At 67.2% G+C, this 15,052-nt stretch carries 16 protein-coding genes; 3 read left to right on the top strand and 13 right to left on the bottom strand.

Features of this window, described 5'->3' with window-relative positions; genetic code table 11:
* Positions 1-1,395, top strand: coding sequence for an aspartate aminotransferase family protein (locus H7J73_RS21550; RefSeq protein WP_264069706.1), 1,395 nt, complete (start codon positions 1-3; stop codon positions 1,393-1,395).
* A 13-nt stretch (positions 1,396-1,408) separates the two neighbouring features.
* Here H7J73_RS21550 and H7J73_RS21545 read toward each other — a convergent pair whose 3' ends face one another.
* From H7J73_RS21545 to H7J73_RS21535, 3 genes are read right to left on the bottom strand one after another with little or no spacing between them, the layout of a single operon-like run.
* The gene (locus H7J73_RS21545) at positions 1,409-1,717 is read right to left on the bottom strand and encodes a DUF202 domain-containing protein (protein WP_264069705.1); all 309 of its coding nucleotides are present in this window, start codon (positions 1,715-1,717) and stop codon (positions 1,409-1,411) included.
* Complete coding sequence (locus H7J73_RS21540) at positions 1,714-2,067, bottom strand: YidH family protein (protein WP_264069704.1); 354 nt, start codon at positions 2,065-2,067, stop codon at positions 1,714-1,716. The genes H7J73_RS21545 and H7J73_RS21540 overlap by 4 nt, the downstream gene beginning before the upstream one ends.
* A 5-nt stretch (positions 2,068-2,072) precedes the next feature.
* Positions 2,073-2,810 (bottom strand): acetyltransferase, encoded by a 738-nt coding sequence (locus H7J73_RS21535; protein WP_264069703.1) that lies wholly within the window; start codon positions 2,808-2,810, stop codon positions 2,073-2,075.
* A gap of 98 nt (positions 2,811-2,908) precedes the next feature.
* Here H7J73_RS21535 and H7J73_RS21530 point away from each other — a divergent pair, with 98 nt between their 5' ends.
* A complete protein-coding gene (locus H7J73_RS21530; RefSeq protein WP_435405554.1) occupies positions 2,909-4,204 on the top strand; it encodes a BamB-related PQQ repeat family beta-propellar protein in 1,296 nt (431 codons plus the stop codon).
* A 2-nt stretch (positions 4,205-4,206) separates the two neighbouring features.
* Here the strand turns inward: H7J73_RS21530 and H7J73_RS21525 are convergent, their stop codons facing one another.
* The 8 genes from H7J73_RS21525 to H7J73_RS21490 form a co-directional block, all read right to left on the bottom strand.
* On the bottom strand, positions 4,207-4,896 hold the full coding sequence (locus tag H7J73_RS21525) for an esterase (protein ID WP_264069702.1): 690 nt from the start codon (positions 4,894-4,896) through the stop codon (positions 4,207-4,209).
* A 59-nt stretch (positions 4,897-4,955) separates the two neighbouring features.
* Positions 4,956-6,113 (bottom strand): THUMP-like domain-containing protein, encoded by a 1,158-nt coding sequence (locus H7J73_RS21520; RefSeq protein ID WP_435405561.1) that lies wholly within the window; start codon positions 6,111-6,113, stop codon positions 4,956-4,958.
* Positions 6,114-7,130, bottom strand: a complete 1,017-nt coding sequence (locus tag H7J73_RS21515) for a class I SAM-dependent methyltransferase (RefSeq protein ID WP_264069701.1) — start codon at positions 7,128-7,130, stop codon at positions 6,114-6,116.
* Positions 7,131-7,140: 10 nt separating this feature from the next.
* Positions 7,141-7,905: an enoyl-CoA hydratase gene (locus H7J73_RS21510; RefSeq protein WP_264069700.1), complete on the bottom strand. Its 765-nt coding sequence runs from the start codon at positions 7,903-7,905 to the stop codon at positions 7,141-7,143.
* On the bottom strand, positions 7,902-8,711 hold the full coding sequence (locus H7J73_RS21505) for an NUDIX hydrolase (protein ID WP_264069699.1): 810 nt from the start codon (positions 8,709-8,711) through the stop codon (positions 7,902-7,904). Before H7J73_RS21505 ends, H7J73_RS21510 begins: the two co-directional genes overlap by 4 nt.
* Complete coding sequence (locus tag H7J73_RS21500; protein WP_264069698.1) at positions 8,708-9,574, bottom strand: ABC transporter ATP-binding protein; 867 nt, start codon at positions 9,572-9,574, stop codon at positions 8,708-8,710. The genes H7J73_RS21505 and H7J73_RS21500 overlap by 4 nt, the downstream gene beginning before the upstream one ends.
* Positions 9,508-10,146 carry a membrane protein YczE gene (gene yczE, locus H7J73_RS21495; protein WP_264069914.1) on the bottom strand — a complete coding sequence of 213 codons (639 nt, stop codon included), beginning with the start codon at positions 10,144-10,146 and terminating at the stop codon, positions 9,508-9,510. The genes H7J73_RS21500 and yczE overlap by 67 nt, the downstream gene beginning before the upstream one ends.
* 74 nt (positions 10,147-10,220) lie before the next feature.
* Positions 10,221-10,373, bottom strand: coding sequence for a hypothetical protein (locus H7J73_RS21490; protein ID WP_264069697.1), 153 nt, complete (start codon positions 10,371-10,373; stop codon positions 10,221-10,223).
* Between the two features lie 61 nt (positions 10,374-10,434).
* Between H7J73_RS21490 and yczR the strand changes: the two genes are divergently transcribed.
* Positions 10,435-11,910, top strand: coding sequence for a MocR-like transcription factor YczR (yczR, locus tag H7J73_RS21485; RefSeq protein ID WP_264069696.1), 1,476 nt, complete (start codon positions 10,435-10,437; stop codon positions 11,908-11,910).
* A gap of 5 nt (positions 11,911-11,915) precedes the next feature.
* Here yczR and serB read toward each other — a convergent pair whose 3' ends face one another.
* The gene (gene serB, locus H7J73_RS21480) at positions 11,916-13,148 is read right to left on the bottom strand and encodes a phosphoserine phosphatase SerB (protein WP_264069695.1); all 1,233 of its coding nucleotides are present in this window, start codon (positions 13,146-13,148) and stop codon (positions 11,916-11,918) included.
* 20 nt (positions 13,149-13,168) lie between these two features.
* Positions 13,169-14,914 (bottom strand): aa3-type cytochrome oxidase subunit I, encoded by a 1,746-nt coding sequence (ctaD, locus tag H7J73_RS21475; RefSeq protein ID WP_264069694.1) that lies wholly within the window; start codon positions 14,912-14,914, stop codon positions 13,169-13,171.
* Positions 14,915-15,052: the final 138 nt, after the last annotated feature.

The raw sequence follows: 15,052 nt of genomic DNA, 5'->3' as shown, positions 1-15,052 counted from the left end.
ATGACAGCCCAAGATACGACCGAGAATCCGATGCCTTTCGCCGACGCCTTCGCCGCCCGCACGTCCGCCACCCACGCGATGTTCGAGCGGGCGAAGGTGACGGTGCCCGGCGGAGCCGGCTCGACCGCGCGGTTGCCGCGCAACGGCTGGAAGCCCTACCCGTTGTTCATCGCCGACGGCCAGGGCTCCCGCATAGTCGACGTCGACGGAAACAGCTATGTCGACTACCTGCTCGGACTGGGGCCGATGATCCTCGGACACCGCCACCCGGTGGTGACACAGGCTGTCACACAAGCGATCAACGAGCTCGGCACGTGCTTCGGACTGCCCTACGAGTTGGAGATCGAGGCCGCTGAAAAGGTGGTCGCCGCGGTCCCGGGGATCGAGCAGGTCCGGTTCACCAACTCCGGGTCGGAGGCGGTCGGGACAGCGGTGCGACTGGCCAGAGCCACCACCGGCAGGCGCATAGTCGTCCGCTTCGAGGGGCACTATCACGGCTGGCAAGACACCGTGTACTGGTCCAACCACGTCGACCCGGCGCTGGCCGGGCCGGCCGACCACCCCAGGCCGGTCGCGATGGGGCCGGGCGTGCCCGCCGAACTCGAGGACACCCTGGTGGTGCTCACCTGGAACGACCCGGAGAGCTTCATCGCGTTGATGGCCGAACGCGGCGACGAGGTGGCCGCGGTGCTCACCGAACCTGCCGTCTTCAACACCGGCTGCATCCTGCCCGAACCCGGCTACCTCGAACTGCTGCGCAGCGAAACCCGCAAGTACGGCGCGCTGCTCATCTTCGACGAGGTGATCACCGGATTCCGGTTCGCCCGCGGCGGCGCCCAGGAATGGTTCGGTGTGACACCGGATCTGACCACGCTGGCCAAGGGGCTCGGGGGCGGCTTCCCCGTCGCCGCGGTCGGCGGGTCGGTCGACGCGATGCGACTGATCGCCGACGGCATCTATTCGCATTCGGGCACGTACAACGCGAACGTCGTGCAATGCGCCGCCGTCTCGGCCACCATGGACGTGCTGTCCGAACCAGGGCTCTACGAACGGCAGCGCGCCTTGGGATTCCGACTCGCCGAAGGACTGTCAGCGCTGGCCGTCGAACGTGGTCTCGACGCATACGTCGAGGGCCTGGGAACCGTGTTCCAGCTGTGGTTCGCCGACGGTCCCATCCACAACTGGCGCGACGCCGCCGCACACGCCGACGAGAAGCTGTTCACCCGCTGGTATCAGGAGATGCTGGTCCGTGGAGTGCTGTTCCATCCGCTGCAGTTCGAGAACCTCTTCGTCTCCCTGGTACACACGGACCGCGATATCGACGAGACGCTGACCGCGGCGGCCGACGCCTTGACCGTGGTGGCCGACAGTCGGCGGCCGGCCGGCCGGCGGTGAGCCTGAGACCCGCTCAGAGCAGCAGGGCGGACACCGACACCCCGATCAGCACCAGGACCAGGAAAGTCAACAGGTACACCTCGCGCCGCGGGGTGATCGACTGCGGCAGTGGGCGTCTGGCCAGCGTGCGCTGACGTCGCAACCCGATCACATAGGTCAGTACGGCCAGCGCGGTGGCGATGATGGCGGCCGCCAGTCCGAACCCGGCGCGGTGTTCGTCGATATCGCGCACCATCAGCAGGGCACCGTTACCCAACAGCGCGAACGAGGTCCGTGTCCAGGCCAGCGACGTCCGCTCGGCCTGCAGACCCGAATCACTCAACCCGAGACCATCCTGATGATCGCGAACACCGCCACCAACAGGCCGATCACGGTCAGGCCCACCGCGAGATAGGCCGGAGTCGGATGACGGGGAAGCTCTTCTCCCCTGCACATCGCGCGGTCCACCTGCGCCCACCGGACCAGCCCCACCACGGCGGTCGCCGTCGCCAACACTGCCAGCAGGATGCCGAGCACATGCCGCGCGCCGGGTACACCCAGCTCGGGGACGAACTGAATGACCGCCACCGAGGCGGCCAGCAGCCCCAGCGCGGTGCGCTGCCAGGCCAAGAACGTCCGTTCATTGGCCAGCGTGAACCGGTAGTCGATCTCGGGGCCGTCCGGTTCGGTCATGACAGCTAGCGCGCCGCTTTTTTGCGTTCGATGTCAGCCAGCGCCGCGGCGAGCTGGGCGCGTTCGGCCGCCGAGGTCTCCCAGGCCAGCTGCCGGTTCTTGACGACCTTGGCAGGCGCTCCGACCGCGATCGAATAGTCCGGGATGACACCCTTGACCACCGCATGCGCACCCAGGACGCAGCCGCGCCCGATCGTGGTACCCCGAAGCACGGTCACCTTGGCGGCGATCCAGGTGTCCGGGCCGATCCGCACCGGACTCTTGGCGATCCCCTGGTCCTTGATCGGCATCTCGATGTTGTCCATCTTGTGGTCGAAATCGCAGATGTAGCACCAGTCGGCCATCAGCACCGACTCGCCGAACTCGATATCGATATACGTGTTGACCACGTTGTCCTTGCCGAACACCACTTTGTCGCCGAGCCGCAGCGATCCCTCGTGTGCGCGCAGCGTGTTCCCGTCGCCGATGTGCACCCAGCGGCCGATCTCCATCTGCGCCAACTCGGGGGTGGCGTGGATCTCGACGCGTTTGCCGAGGAACACCATGCCTCGGGTGATGATGTGCGGATTGGTGAGTTTGAACTTCAGCAGCCGCCAGTACCGGATCAGGTACCACGGCGTGTAGGCGCGGTTGGCCAGCACCCATTTCAGCGATGCCATGGTCAGAAACCGGGCCTGACGTGGGTCTCGCAGCCGCGAACCCCGCCAGCGTTTGTGGATCGGCGCGCCCCACATGCTCGTCATGGCCGGAAAGCCTACGCGAGCGCGACTCCGCCACGGGTTACCCTCGGTCCTGGTCCGGGGACACGTCCGGGCTCGGAAGTCAGAAGGGAGCGTCACTGGTGCTGCGGCCACTCCGGCGAATCTCAGCACCGGCGGCAGCGGCTCTGATCGCCGTGGCGGCAGCCGGCTGCGGCAACACCGACTCTTGGGTCGACGCCGCGCCGTCACTCGGCTGGACCGCCCAGTACGGCGATGCGGCCAACAGCAGCTACACCCCGACCGCCGGTGCGGACGCGCTGACCCTCGACTGGACCCGAGCGGTCAAAGGGAGTCTGGGCGCCGCCGTCGCGATCGGCTCCGGCGCCTATCTGGTAGCCAACGGGCAGACCGCGACCGGCTGCTCGCTGATGGTCTGGGAGAACGACAACGACGGCCGGCAGCGGTGGTGTAGCCGCATGGTGCTCGGCGGCGGGTTCGCCGGTCCGTTGATCGACGGTTTCGACAATGTCTATGTCGGCCAGCCCGGCTCCATCGTCAGCTTCCCGACCACCCAGTGGATCCGGTGGCGCCAGCAGGTCATCGGAATGCCGCAGACCCCAAGGATTCTGGCCAACGGACAGCTGCTGGTCGTGACGCACCTCGGCCAGGTGCTGGTGTTCGACGCACACCGCGGCACCGTCGTCGGCACGGCGATCGACCTGGTCGCCGACCTCAACCCGACCGACTCGCAGCGCGGGCTCACCGACTGCGGGCCCGCCCGGCGCGGCTGCCCGGTGGCGGCAGCACCGGCCTACTCGACGGCGTCGCAGATGATCGTCGTGGGGATCTGGCAGCCGGGCGCGCCTGCCGCCACGCTGGTCGGCCTGCAGTACCACCCCGGGCAGACGCCACTGGTGACCCGGGAGTGGACCAGCGACGCGGTCACCGGCGGGGTGCTGGCCAGCCCGGTGCTGTCCGCGGACGGTAAGACGGTCTACGTCAACGGCCGCAACAATGCGCTGTGGGCGCTCGACGCATCCAATGGCAGGGTGAAATGGTCTGTGCCACTTGGCTTTCAGCCGCAGACGCCCCCGACGGTGGCGCCGGACGGGGTGATCCTGACCGGCGGCGGTCCGGACACCGCGCTGGCCGAGGTGAAAGATTCCGGCGCCCGCGGCGAGTTGGCCTGGCGCCGAGACGATGTCGAACCGTTGACCACCTCGAGTCAGGCCGGACCCAAAGTCGCCTACACCGTCGCCCGCGACGGAGCATCCGGGATGGCGTTACTGGCTTTCGATCCCACCGACGGACACACCCTGAACCGCTATCCGCTTCCGCAGGCCACCGGATTCCCGGTGGGCGTGTCGATCAGTCGGGACCACCGCGTCGTCGCCGCGACCAGCGACGGCCAGGTGTACAGCTTCGCGCCCGCCTGATCTCAGGGCGCCAGCACCGCCGCCAACGCCGTCCGAGGTATCGACACCTTGGTGGCCCCGGCGGCTCCCGCCATCAGTTCACCCTGACTGAAGAAGAACGTCACGGCGTCGTCGGTGAGCGCGAAATTCTGGTAGTTCTCCGGATTCATCCCGTCCCCGACCGGAACGGGATCGGACATCCCCGACTGCTTCTCCAGGTCCTGCTGCACCAGCGGGAAGATGACGTTCAGCGGTTGCGAGCCGGGCAGGAACAGCGTGTCGAACGTGATGGGAGCCTTCTTGAGCAGGTCGTAGTTGAACGACTGGTACCAGGTGGACGGACGCGCCCCGCCGACATTCTGATACACCTCGAGCACCACCGAACTGGTGCCGCCGGGAGCGGCGCCGGCGGTGAAGCGAGACGAGGTGACATCCAGCGCATACGGTAGGCCGGTCGAGCCCGGCATATTTGCGACGGTGACGAAACCATCCCGAGTCTGGGTCAGGTACGCGGTCAGCGGACCCTCGTCGGGGTAGTCGACCGGGAAATTCATGTCCAGCATGTAGGTGGCGTTCGAGACGTGCACATCACACATCTGGTCGGGCCCGAGAGTGCCCCCGAAATCGGTACACATCGGCTGGGCAGCCGCCACGGCGGGTGAGCCGAGAAGTAGTGCGCCGGCCAGCGTCACGGCCGCAAACACGATGCGCATATCTGGTGTCCTTGCTGGCCTTTGACGGCACCGGCGCCGTTGCTGCCAGAGTACCCGGATCAGCGCGACGCTCGGCAGACGAATGCGCAAGCCCGCGCAGCGGACCCGGTGCCGATCCGGGTGATGACCACCGAACACCCCTGGGTGCCGGTCAGTTTCAAACGACGGCGCAGAGCGTCCGGGTCCACGTCGACACCGCGCACCAGGATTTCCAGCACACCGACGTCGAAGCCCAAAAGCGCTTGGCGTAGCCGCTTTTCGCTGAAGGCCAACTGGTCGAGCACCTCGAACCCACGCACCCCGGGCGGCAGCTGGTCGCCCGACAGGTACGCAATGTCGGGGTCGAGCTGCCACAGCCCGTGTCGTGCGGCGTAGTGCCGCACCAACCCCGCCCGCACGACGGCGCCGTCGGGATCGACGATCCAGCGCCCGGCCGGCCCGACGCCGCAGTCGTCGGGTTCGGCGTCAGTGAGCTGTTCGCCGCGGTCGAGCAGCGTGGCCCGCCGCGCCACACCGGCATGCGCCAACCCACCCGACCACAGACATGCTTCCCGAACCGAACCCTGCAACGACGTCAGCTCGATCTCACCGTGGAAGCCCAGCGCACCCAGGGCGCCGAAGTCGATGCCCGGCGCGCATTTCACCACCAGATCGCGGCCCCGATAGACAGCAAGGACGTCATCGAGGGCGGGCGTGTAGTCGCGCGGATCGAACCGCCTGCGGCCACCGCTGCGCCGCGCCGGGTCGGCGATCACCACGGTGTCGCGGGTGATCGGGGCCAGCGCGTCGGCGCGACAGACAGCGACCGTGCCGGCCAGGTTGTGCTGCGCCATCTTCAGCCGGACGGGGTCGAGGTCACTGCCGACGACCGAGGCCGCGGTGACGCGCAGCGCCCCGAGCTCGGTACCGATCGAACAGGTGGCGTCGTGCACATCGCGACCGGACAACCGCTGTGCCCGGTGCTCGGCGACGGCTGTGGCGGTCGCCTGTTGCAGCGCCTCGTCGGTGAACAGCCAACCGCCGGCGTCGACGAGCTTGGCGGCTGCCTTACGGCGCAGCAGCGTCGTCTCGACCAGCGCCGGCGCCCGCAAGCCGTAGCGCGCGCGGACCGCGCTGATATCGGCGACCCGGTCGGTCAGCGGCAGCGCCGCGATATCGGCAAGCGCGGCGCCGCCCTGCTCCGAGGTCAGGTAGCCGACCGTCTCCAGGTCGAAAATTTAGGATCCGGCGCGGTCGAACGAAGTAAGGGGGGATGGGTCGGGTTTAACTCCGGTGACCATGACGTTGTAGAACCAGCCCTTGGGTACGACGTGGCGCCAGACGTTGGCGTCGACCCAGCTCAGCGTGGTCCAGCCGCCGAAAGCGAACTTGGCCCACCCCCAGCCCAGCTTGCCCGGCGGCACCGTCGACTCGAAGGTGCGCACGGGCCAGCCCAACATCGCTGCGGTGAACTCCTCGCTGGCGGTTTCGACCTCGACAGCGCCTGCGCTGGTGGCCATCTTCTCCAGATCGACCGGGTCGAAGGTGTGCAGGTCGACGATCCACTCCAGGGCGGCCGCGCGGGAGTTCTCGTCGAGCTCCTCCTGTGAGCGGCGCCAGCTGCTCAGCCCGGGCAGCTTCATCGCCCGCACGGTGGTCTTCCAGGTCAGGTCCGCCAGCCTGCGCGCATACGCGTTGCCGACCGTCGTGGGCTCACCGGCGAACACGAACCGCCCGCCTGGCTTGAGCACCCGCACGACCTCGCGCAGCGACAGCTCGACATCGGGAATGTGATGCAGCACGGCATGCCCGACGACCAGATCGAACGTGTTGTCGTCGTACGGGATGCCCTCGGCGTCGGCGACCCGGCCGTCGACATCGAGTCCGAGGGACGTGCCGTTGCGGGTGGCCACCTTGACCATGCCCGGGGACAGGTCGGTGACCGAGCCGCGGCGGGCCACTCCGGCCTGGATCAGGTTGAGCAAGAAGAACCCGGTGCCACAGCCCAGCTCAAGGGCCCGGTCATAGGGCAATTCGCGCTGCACGTCGTCGGGCACGATGGCGTCGAAGCGGCCGCGGGCGTAGTCGATACAACGCTGGTCATAGGAAATCGACCACTTGTCGTCGTAGGATTCGGCCTCCCAGTCGTGGTACAGCACCTGCGCGAGCTTGGTGTCGTGGCGGGCGGCTTCGACTTGTTCGGCGGTCGCGTGGGGATTGGGGACGGGAATCTCCCCCTCGTGCGTGCTCGTCATGGAGGGCAGCCTAACCCGTCTCGAGGTCGGCCTGGCTGGCGGCGAACACCTCGACGTAGCGACGCCGCTCGTCGGCGATGCTCTTGGACCTGGCGCCCTTGCCCTTCTCGAAGGTGCCGTCGATGACAGCCTTTGCCGCGGCCAGTGCTTCCTGCGGACCCGCGACGAAACGCTGCGCCCAGGCCACCGCGGAGTCGTAGACGTGATCCGGGGCCACCATCTCGTCGAGCAGACCCAGCGCCAAGGCCTCCCTCGCGTCGACGAATCGACCGCTGTAGACGAGGTCCTTGGTCCGGCTGATGCCGATGCTTCGGGCCAGGCGCGCCATCCCGCCGCCGCCGGGGATCAGGCCGGCCAGGATCTCGGTGGCCCCGACCTTGACGTTGTCCCCGCCGATGCGCCAGTCGGCGGCGAGCGCGAGAGTCAGCCCGGACCCCAGCGCGTATCCGGTGATGGCGGCCACCGTCGGCTTGGGGATCGCCGCGACGGCCTCGATGGCATCGTGCCGGACGGCGGCCCCGCGGTCGGCCTCCCGGTCGCTGAGGGTGCGCAGCTCGGGTACGTCGTCACCTGCCGAGAAGATCTCGTGGCCGCCGAACAGGACCACCGCCGCGATGTCGTCGCGGCTGCCCACCTCTGCGGCGGCAGCGGCCAGCTCGCGATACGCCTGCCGGGTCAGCGCGTTGGTCGGCGGACGCGAAATCAGTACGGTGCCGACCCCGGGATGTTCGTCACCGGTGTGCACGCTGATGAACTCGCCGGCGCTGGACGTCATGGCGCCCGCCCCGCCCGCGCGGCGTTGTAGCGAGCGCTGTCGAAGAACTCGATCTCCCAATTGCCGTCGGCCACCACAAGATGGGGTTGCACCGCGGTGATCTGCCGCTCCACGGCCAGCACCTCGGCGACGGTCCGGCCGGCCAGTGAGTCGAGTTGGGTCCAGGTCGGCGGCAGCAGAAAGGAGCGGTTGGCCTCGAAGTCGGCCAGCGCCTCCTCGGGTGTGGCCCAGCCGGCTTTGTCCGATTCGGTGTTGTCGCCGTCGGCGCGTTGACCTTCAGGCAGCGCCCCGACGAAGAAGTACGTGTCGTAGCGGCGGGTGCGCTCCTCCTCCGGTGTCACCCAGTTCGCCCACGGCCGCAACAGATCTGCGCGCAGCACCAACTTCTCCTGGCGGAGGAAGTCGCCGAACGACAGCGTGTTGTCGGCCAGCGCCAGCCGCGCCTCGCGGTACCTGCCGGCGTCGCCGACGACGGTCTCGGGGTCAGCCGACGGACCGGCGAACAACACACCCGATTCCTCGAAAGTCTCACGCGCAGCGGCACATACCAGGGCCAGCGCCAGCTCTTCGTCGACACCGAGGCGCTGCGCCCACCAGGACGGCGGCGGCCCGTACCAGTCGATATCGGCATTGCGGTCGCGGTCGTCGACACCGCCCCCGGGGAACACGATCACCCCGCCGACGAACTCCATCGCGCGGTGCCGTCGCATCAAGAAGACCTCAATTTTTCCGTCGAGGCCAGGCTCCGTGTCCCGCACCAGCATCACCGTGGCGGCCGGTCGAGGCTGTAGTGGTGTTTCGGTCATGCTCGCCTCCTGTGCGCGGCGCGGCTGCGGACCCGCCGCGCGAAGTAGCGGCCGTCGAGCACATCGAGTGTGATCGACTGCCCAAAAGCCTTCGAGAGGTTCTCGGAGGTCAACACCTCGGTCAGCAGCCCGGCCGCGACGATCTTGCCTTCCGAGAGCATCAGGCAATGGCTGAAGCCGGGCGGGATCTCCTCGACGTGATGGGTGACGAGGACGGTTGCCGGTGCATCGGGATCGGCGGCCAGGTCGGCCAGGCGCGACACGAGTTCCTCACGGCCACCGAGATCGAGGCCGGCGGCGGGCTCGTCGAGCAGCAGCAGTTCGGGGTCGGTCATCAGCGACCGTGCGATGAGCACCCTTTTGCGTTCACCCTCGGACAGCGTTCCGTACGTGCGTGCGGCCAGGTGTTCGGCGCCGAGGCTCTCCAGCATGTCGACGGCTTGTTCGTAGTCGACGTCTTCATAGTGCTCGCGCCACCGGCCCAGCACCGCGTATCCGGCGGAGACGACGAGATCACGCACCACCTCGTCGTCGGGGATCCGCTGCGACAGCGCCGAACTGCTGAGGCCCACCCGTGAGCGAAGTTCGGACATGTCGACGCGGCCCAGCCGTTCGCCAAGGACGTACGCCCGGCCCGACGACGGGTACTCCATGGCAGCGGCAATCCGCAGCAGCGATGTCTTACCAGCGCCGTTGGGCCCGATGACCACCCATCGTTCGTCGAGCTCGACCTGCCAGGTGATCGGGCCGACCAGGACCTGGCCGCCCCGCCGTAGCGAGACCTTCCGGAAATCGATCAGCAGGTCTGGGTCGGTTGGCGCTTCTTCGGATTGTCGTCTCGACTCGGGGCCGGGTTCGGGCACTCGCTCATGGTAGTCAGGGTGGTATCCGTGAACGCCCAGCCACTACGGGCGAGTACCGCTTGCGGTGTGAGACGCAACACCAGCTGCACCAGTGGACCGATCCCCAACGCGTAGACAACCGTGCCCACCCCGACCGCGCCGCCGAGCAGCCAGCCCGTCAGCAGCACCGTTGCTTCGATCGAGGTACGAACCAAGCGCACCGACAGTCCGGTCCGGGCCACCAGCCCGGTCATCAGACCGTCACGCGGTCCCGGCCCCAGACCGGCGCCGATGTAGAGGACCGTGCTGATCGCGTTGAGTAGGACCGCTCCGAGCATCATCGCCACCCGGACGGGCAGCGCCGACGGTGTCGGCAGGACTGCCAGTGAAGCGTCGACGGTGACGGCGATGACGATGACGTTGGCGATGGTTCCGATACCGGGCCGGTTGCGCAGCGGGATCCAGGCCAGCAGCACCGCGACGCCGACCACGGCCGACGCCACTCCGATCGTCATCCCGGTATGGCGGGACAGTCCCTGATGAAACACGTCCCACGGGTCGAGCCCGAGGCCGGCGCGGACCATCAGTGCCATCGAGAAGCCGTATCCGACGAGACCGATCAGCAATGCGAGGCTCCGACTGACCGCAACTGTGGGGGCCCTGGTCTTCACGCGTGATCCTGGAAACGTGCCCGGATGGCGTCGAGGTCGCTGCGCATCCGGCGGCTGTCGGCATCGTCGAAGTACATGTCGGTCGACCGCAGGCTTGCCAGCGCGTCCCGCAGAGAACGGGCCAGTCTCCGTAGCCAGTTTGTGTTCATGTCTCGATAATCATCCGAACTGGCCTTGCCATCAATAGCCAGTTGGCGAATACTGGCTTGAATGGTGGCTCCTGCACTTCCCCGCAAACTCGATCCGGATCGACTGGCACGCGAACTGGGCAACTGGCGGACAGCCGGTGGCTCCGGCCCGGTCTATCGCGGCCTGGCCGACGGCATTCGACTACTCATCATCGACGGCCGACTACCGGTCGGGGCACAGCTACCCAGCGAGCGCGTCCTGGCCGACGCCCTGCACGTCTCCCGCACCACTGTCACCTCGGCTTACACCCAGCTCGGCGACGACGGCTATCTGCATTCCCGGCCTGGTGCCCGCAGCATCACGGCCCTGCCCGTGGCCCCGCCACCCGCAGCGCCGGCTCTGGTGCCCGCGGGCGCAGGAGTGAACCTGGCAGCAGCCGCCATGGCAGCGCCGGCGGCCGCTGTCCTGGAAGCGGTCAGTGCAGCAGCCAACGAAGTGGCCCCCTATCTGAACGGACCGGGCTTGGAACTCGCAGGCGTCGCCCCACTGCGGGAAGCGATCGCACGCCGGTACTGCCGGCGCGGTCTGCCGACCACCCCCGACGAGATCATGGTCACCAGCGGCGCACTGCAGGCAATCGGCCTCATCCTGACCACCTTCATCCAGCCCGGTGATCGGGTGCTGGTCGAGCAGCCGACCTTTCACGGCGCCCTGGCGGCGATCGCCACCGCCGGCGCCCGTCCCGTCCCGGTGGCGCTCAATCCCGAAGCGACCGAGGATGTCTGGGATCTCGATGCGTTCCAGTTCGCCATGCGCCAGCTGGCCCCGAACCTCGCCTACTTGATGCCCGACAACCACAATCCCGTCGGCCTGACGATGCCCGCGCCGAGCCGGAACCGGTTGGCGCAGATCATCGCCGAGACCAGAACTCGCACCATTGTGGACGAGACGATGGTCGACATGTGGATCGACGAACCGGTTCCCCCGCCGCTGGCCGCGTCAATGACCAACCGCCACGATCTGGTGCTGACCATCGGATCGATGTCCAAGTCGTTCTGGGGTGGGCTGCGCATCGGCTGGATCCGCGCCGAGAAGTCGACGCTGGCAACGCTCGCGGCTGTGCGCCCGTCGATCGACCTCGGCACTCCGATCCTCGAACAGCTCTCCGCGGCAAAGCTCCTCGCGATGGAAGACACCGTGTTACCCGAGCGCAGGGAGATAGTGAGAGCGGGCCGAACGTTGGTGACGGCACTGCTCGCCGAACAGCTGCCCGATTGGCGCCCGGTGGGCAGCGGCCACTGGCCGGCCGGCGGCCTGGCGTTGTGGATACGGTTACCCGCCCCGATGAGTTCCGCGCTCTCGGCAGCGGCCTCACGCCTCGGGGTCGACCTGCCGCCGGGACCGCGGTTCGGAGTGGACGGCACCCTCGAACGCTACATCCGGGTGCCCTACACGCTACCCGCGGACCAGCTGCGCGGTGCCATCGAATTGCTCGCCCGCGCTTGGCATTCGGTGACCGGCGGTGCCCCCTCGCAGCCCGGGCACGTGGTCATCTAGCGCACTTAGTCCGGCGGAATATCGACCCGCCGCAGCAGACCGTCGACGGCATCGGCTGCCTCGATCTCACCGCGGGTTACTCCGAGGATGAACAGCACGGTGTCGAGGTACGGATGGCTCAGCGAGGCGTCGGCGACCTCCCGCAGCGCAGGCTTGGCATTGAAGGCCACCCCAAGTCCGGCCGCGGCCAGCATGTCGATATCGTTCGCGCCGTCGCCGACTGCGACGGTCTGTTCCATCGGAACGCCGACCTCGTTCGCGAAATCCCGCAACGCCTTGGCTTTTCCAGGACGATCGATGATCTGTCCGACCACCCGACCGGTCAGCTTGCCGTCGACGATCTCGAGTTCGTTGGCCGCGACGAAGTCCAGTTTCAGCTCATGGGCGAGCGGATCGATGACCTGACGAAAGCCGCCGGAAACCACTCCGCAGTAGTACCCGAGCCGGCGGAGCGTCCGCAGCGTGGTCCGCGCCCCCGCGGTCAGTTCGAGCTGCTCGGCGACATCGTCGAGCACCTCGGCCGGCAGACCGGCGAGCGTCGCGACCCGCTCCCGCAGCGAGTCGGCGAAATCGAGCTCGCCCCTCATCGCTGCCTCGGTGATCTGGGCGACCTTGGCCTCGGCGCCGGCCCTCGCCGCGAGCATCTCGATGACCTCACCCTGGATCAGAGTGGAGTCCACGTCGAAAACGATGAGCCGCTTGGCACGTCGCGACAGGCTGTAATCCTCCAGCGCCAGGTCGACACCCTCTTCGGCGGCGACCCTGGCCAGCACGGTTTGCAGCTGGGCACCCATGCCGGGCGGCACCGAAACCCGCAGCTCCAGCCCGGTGACCGGATAATCGGAGACCCCGCGGATGGTGTCGAAGTTGACCCCGAGTGCGGCGGCCTCCCTGGCGAGCACGCCGAACGCCTGCGCCGTGATCGGGCGGCCCAAAACCACCAGGGTGTGCGTCGACGGTTCACGAAGGATCGCCGAGTCGTAACTCCGCTCGATCGTGACGTCCATGCCGACCCGGGAAACCGCGGCCCGGACCGCTTCGTGAAAGTCGAGGCTGTCGCCCACTTCTCGGGCGCAGAGCACCAGCACTCCGAGAGTGAGCCGTCCCCGGATGACGACCTGTTCGACGTTGAGCAGCTCGACTCTGTGGCGCGAAAGCACCTCGAAGAGAGCCGAAGTCACGCCTGGCTGATCGACACCGGTGACGGTGATCAACACCGACACCTTTGATGGGTTCACCGCCGTCGGTCCACCAATCGTCAGGTACGGACGCTCGCGTCGTCGCGTTCGGTGACGTCACCGTGCGGCGGGTGCTTGCCGCCACCGATGTGCGCCTCGGCCCGCATCCGCTCCACCATGTGGGGGTAGTGCAGCTCGAAAGCGGGACGCTCGGAACGGATTCGGGGCAGCTCGGTGAAGTTGTGCCGCGGCGGCGGGCAGCTGGTGGCCCACTCCAGGGAGTTGCCGTAGCCCCACGGATCATCAACCGTGACGACCTCGCCGTAGCGCCAGCTCTTGAACACGTTCCAGAGGAACGGCACGGTGGAGACACCGAGGATGAACGCGCCAACGGTGGAGATGATGTTCAGTGTGGTGAAACCGTCGGTGGGCAGGTAATCGGCGTAGCGCCGTGGCATGCCCTCATCGCCCAGCCAGTGCTGCACCAGGAAGGTGGTGTGGAAGCCGATGAAGGTTAGCCAGAAGTGCAGCTTGCCCAGCCGCTCGTCGAGCAGCCGGCCGGTCATTTTCGGGAACCAGAAGTAGATGCCCGCGTAGGTGGCGAACACGATGGTGCCGAAGAGGACGTAGTGGAAGTGCGCGATAACGAAGTAACTGTCGGTGACGTGGAAGTCGATCGGCGGGCTGGCCAGCAGCACGCCGGACAGGCCACCGAGCAGGAAGGTGACCAGGAAGCCCACCGAGAACAACATCGGTGTCTCGAATGTCAACTGCCCCTTCCACATCGTCCCGATCCAGTTGAAGAACTTGATCCCGGTCGGCACGGCGATCAGGAACGTCATGAACGAGAAGAACGGCAGCAGCACGGCGCCCGTGGCGTACATGTGGTGCGCCCACACCGCCACCGACAGCGCGGCGATGGACAGCGTGGCGTAGATCAGCGTGGTGTAGCCGAAGATCGGCTTGCGGCTGAACACCGGGAAGATCTCGGAGACGATGCCGAAGAACGGCAGCGCGATGATGTAGACCTCGGGGTGGCCGAAGAACCAGAACAGGTGCTGCCACAACAGGACTCCGCCGTTGGCGGGGTCGTACACGTGGGCACCCAGATGGCGATCGGCGGCCAGGCCGAACAGTGCGGCGGTCAGCAGCGGGAACGCGAGCAGCACCAGAATCGAGGTCACCAAGATGTTCCAGGTGAAGATCGGCATCCGGAACATCGTCATGCCGGGGGCGCGCATACAGACGACCGTGGTGATCATGTTGACGCCGCCGAGAATGGTGCCAAGACCACCGACGGCCAGGCCCATGATCCACAGGTCGGCACCGGCTCCTGGAGAGTGGATGGCGTCGGTCAGCGGGGTGTAGGCCGTCCAGCCGAAGTCGGCGGCGCCACCGGGGGTGATGAACCCGGCGATCGCGATCAGCGCGCCGAACAGGAACAACCAGAACGAGAAGGCGTTGAGCCGCGGGAACGCGACGTCGGGTGCGCCGATCTGCAGCGGGAGTACCAGGTTGGCGAACCCGAACACGATGGGCGTCGCGTAGAACAGCAGCATCACCGTGCCATGCATGGTGAACAGCTGGTTGAACTGTTCGTTGCTGAGGAACTGCAGGCCCGGTACCGCGAGTTCGGTGCGCATCAGCAGGGCCATCAGGCCGCCGATGAGGAAGAACGCGAAGCAGGCGACGCAGTACATCATCCCGATCAACTTGTGATCGGTGGTGGTGACCAGCTTGTAGATCAGATTGCCCTTGGGACCCATGCGCTCCTTGAACGGGCGCGTGGCCTCGAGTTCTCCAAGCGGGGGTGCTTCGGTAGTCAAGAGCTTCTCCAAACATCCAAAATCCGGGGAACTTCTCCAGAATCCTATCCCCCGGACAGCCCCGTGTCGGCCCGGGTCCGACAATCTGTCGTAGATGTCGGCTGACCGGTATCGCGACACCGTGGTGTTACCGTCGGG

This window comes from Mycolicibacterium komossense (assembly GCF_025822605.1).
GTDB classification, from domain to species: domain Bacteria; phylum Actinomycetota; class Actinomycetes; order Mycobacteriales; family Mycobacteriaceae; genus Mycobacterium; species Mycobacterium komossense.
This window is presented reverse-complemented; position numbering and strand designations above follow the sequence as displayed.